This is a genomic window from Chrysiogenia bacterium, from assembly GCA_020434085.1.
Classification (GTDB): domain Bacteria; phylum JAGRBM01; class JAGRBM01; order JAGRBM01; family JAGRBM01; genus JAGRBM01.
In genome coordinates, this window is sequence record JAGRBM010000100.1 from 1 (window position 1) to 2,209 (window position 2,209).

At 63.3% G+C, this 2,209-nt stretch carries 2 protein-coding genes; one reads left to right on the forward strand and one right to left on the reverse strand.

Annotated features, from left to right (window positions below; all coding sequences use genetic code 11):
- Positions 1-1,702, reverse strand: a 1,702-nt coding sequence (locus tag KDH09_03420) for an AAA family ATPase (protein MCB0218720.1), incomplete at its 3' end; no start/stop codon positions are given.
- A gap of 230 nt (positions 1,703-1,932) precedes the next feature.
- Here KDH09_03420 and KDH09_03425 point away from each other — a divergent pair.
- On the forward strand, positions 1,933-2,209 hold a 277-nt coding region (locus KDH09_03425; protein MCB0218721.1), incomplete at its 3' end, for a GntR family transcriptional regulator.

Here is a 2,209-nt window from a genome sequence, read left to right on the forward strand (position 1 = left end):
CGAGCCGGAGCAGTTTTTCCTTTTCGCCCTCGACGAGCCGCGTGACGGGCACGCCGCTCCACTTGGCGACGACCTCGGCGATCTCCTCCTCGGAAACCTCTTCCTTGAAGAGTGAAGCCTGGGTCGCGCCCGAGTGCTTTTCGGATTTCTTCAACTCGGCCTCGAGTTGCGGGATCTTGCCGTGGCGGAGCTCGGCGACCTTGTTGAGATCGTAGGCGCGTTCGGCTTTTTCCATTTCGAGGCGCGCGGCCTCAAGCTCCTCGCGGACCTTGCGGACCTTGTCGACGGCGGCCTTTTCCTTCTCCCATTGCAGCTTGATGCCACTGGCAGCGGCCTTCGCATCGGCGAGTTCCTTGCGGAGCGTGGCGAGACGTTGCTTGGAGGCTTCGTCCTTTTCCTTCGCGAGCGCGGTTTCCTCGATCTCGAGGCGGAGCACCTTGCGGGTGAGTTCGTCGAGCTCCTGCGGCATCGAATCCATCTCGGTGCGGATCATGGCGCAGGCCTCGTCGACGAGGTCGATGGCCTTGTCGGGCAGGAAGCGGTCGCTGATGTAGCGGTTGGAAAGCGTGACGGCGCTGACGAGCGCGTTGTCCTGAATGCGCACGCCGTGATGCAGTTCGAAGCGTTCGCGGAGGCCGCGCAGAATCGAAATGGCGTCCTCGACCGTCGGCTGATCGACGAGCACGGGTTGGAAGCGGCGTTCGAGCGCGGCATCCTTTTCGATGTGCTTGCGGTATTCGTCGAGCGTGGTCGCGCCGATACAGTGCAATTCGCCGCGGGCGAGCATGGGCTTGAGCAGGTTGCCCGCGTCCATCGCGCCGTCGACCTTACCGGCGCCGACGATGGTGTGCAGTTCGTCAATGAAGAGAATGATGCGACCGTCGGCCTGCTTCACTTCGTTGAGCACGGCCTTGAGGCGCTCTTCGAATTCGCCGCGGTATTTCGCGCCGGCGACGAGCGCGCCCATGTCGAGCGCGAAGATGGTCTTGTCCTTGAGCCCCTCCGGCACGTCGCCGCGCAGGATGCGCTGGGCGAGGCCTTCGACGATGGCGGTCTTGCCGACGCCGGGTTCGCCGATGAGCACGGGGTTGTTCTTCGTCTTGCGCGAAAGGATCCGAATGGTGCGGCGAATCTCTTCGTCGCGGCCGATGACCGGATCCATCTTGCCCTTGCGGGCCTGCGCCACGAGATCGACGCCGTATTTTTCCAGCGACTGGTAAGTGGCCTCGGGGTTGTCAGTCGTGACGCGTTGCGCGCCGCGAATCTCCTTGAGCGACTTGAGCACCTTGGCGCGTTCGAAACCAAAGCTCTTGAAGAGTTTCTTGAGCGCTTCGGGTTTGCCGACTTCAAGCAGACCGAGGAACAGGTGTTCGACGGAAATGAATTCGTCCTTGAGCGACTTGGCTTCGTCCTCGGCCTTGGTGAGGGCTTCGTTGACGGCCTGGGTCACGTAGACCTTCGACGTGTCGACGCTGCCGCTGACCTTGGGCAGACGCTCCAACTCGCGCTCAACCGCCAGCGACACGGCGCTGGGCGTAACGTTGAGCTTGTCGATCAGCCCCGGCACGATGCCGTTTTCCTGGCTGAGCAAGGCGGCCAGCAAATGCCACGTCTCCACTTCGTTGTGGCCGTGACGGCGCGCAAGCGCCTGCGCGTCGGTGATGGCCTGACGCGACATTTGGGTGAGTTTGTTGAAATCCATGATGTCACACCCTTCGCATACGGCGGGCCAACCCCCCGGATCTGGTTTTCCCTCGTAGGTGGATCAGAGCATCGATTTCGCTGCGCCAAACCGCGCCTAGTGATGACACACTACGGGACAGGTTGGCTGACCTCGGTTCGCGTAAGCCCTTGCACGCAAAGCGGGTTTGGCCGACGCTGAGTTAAATGAGCCGCGCCGGAATACCTCGTTCCGCTTCACCTGCCTCCGCCATGCGGCTGCAGTCCAAACCGGCTCAACTGGCGGAATACCTGCGCACCGCGATTCGCGGCGGCTCGCTGGGCGAACCCCTGCGCGGTATGCGGGTTTGGAGCCGGGAACTCGGCGTCAGCCGCCGCACCTTGCACACCGCGCTGCAAACCCTGCAACGCGAAGGCTTGCTCACGATGCACGCCCGCGGCGCGCGCCTCGCCTCCGCACCAGTCGCAGCCAAACCCGACACCGGACCGCGCCGCATGCGCTGGCTGATCGACGGCACGTATCGGCATC